General features: G+C 79.5%; 1 protein-coding gene and 1 pseudogene. One reads left to right on the forward strand and one right to left on the reverse strand.

The features are described from left to right. Positions 1-15: 15 nt before the first annotated feature. On the forward strand, positions 16-666 hold the full coding sequence (locus tag GB864_RS18000) for a MurR/RpiR family transcriptional regulator (RefSeq protein ID WP_160427054.1): 651 nt from the start codon (positions 16-18) through the stop codon (positions 664-666). Here GB864_RS18000 and GB864_RS18005 read toward each other — a convergent pair. After that, positions 667-882: pseudogene (locus GB864_RS18005) on the reverse strand (nucleotidyltransferase family protein); the annotation flags it as partial. It lies immediately after the preceding gene.

The raw sequence follows: 882 nt of genomic DNA on the forward strand, positions 1-882 counted from the left end.
GCCGACTAGGCAGCGGTGCGCGCGAACGTCACGGCCCGCCGTGCCGCGGGGACGCCGATCGGCGCGGTCGGCGCGCCCGCCGGTTCGGCCGACGGCGCGGCCGTCGTGCTCGACGCGGAGCGCGCGAACCTCGCCGCTCTGCTCGCCGCCCTCGGCGACGGGATGCTCGAACGTCTCGCCGGGGCCGTCGCGTCCGCCCGCACGGTCGCCGTCGTCGGCTTCCGCAACGGCTACCCGGTCGCACTGCACCTGCGCACGCAGCTCGCGCAGGCGCGTCCGGGGGTGCGGCTCGCGCCGCAGCCGGGGCAGTCGCTCGCCGAGGACCTCGTGGGCCTCGGGGCCGGCGATCTCGTCGTCGTCTGCGCGTTCCGCCGCCGCCCGCCGGGACTGCGCGCCGCGCTCGCCGCCGTCGTCGAGTCGGGCGCCTCGCTCGTCGTCGTCGGGGACCCGTCGGCGCGGAGCATCCTGCCGCCGGACGCCGGCGACGCGCTCGTCGGGTTCGTGCCATGCCCCGTCGCCGCGCCCGGGGCGTTCGACTCCTACGCCGCGGCGATGACGTTCGTCGCGCTGCTCGCGAGCGCGGTGCTCGGCGCCGACCTGCGCGCGGGACGGGGCCGCGTCAGCGCGATCGACCGGGCCTACCGCGCGCTCGGCGAGACCGAGTAGTCAGGGACCGCCCGGCCGGTCGCGATCGGCGCCCGTCGCGAGGTCGCCGCACTCGACCGCGAGCGCGCCCTGGGCGACGAGATACGGGCCCGCGCCGCGATCGCCGTGCAGCGCGGCGGCGAGCGGCGCCCAGTGGTCGCGCCCGAGCAGCACCGGATGCCCGGGCAGGCCGCGGTACGTCGCGCGGGCGAGCGCCGAGGCGAGCGGGCCGGATGC

Source organism: Agromyces seonyuensis (assembly GCF_009789225.1).
GTDB classification, from domain to species: Bacteria; Actinomycetota; Actinomycetes; order Actinomycetales; family Microbacteriaceae; genus Agromyces; species Agromyces seonyuensis.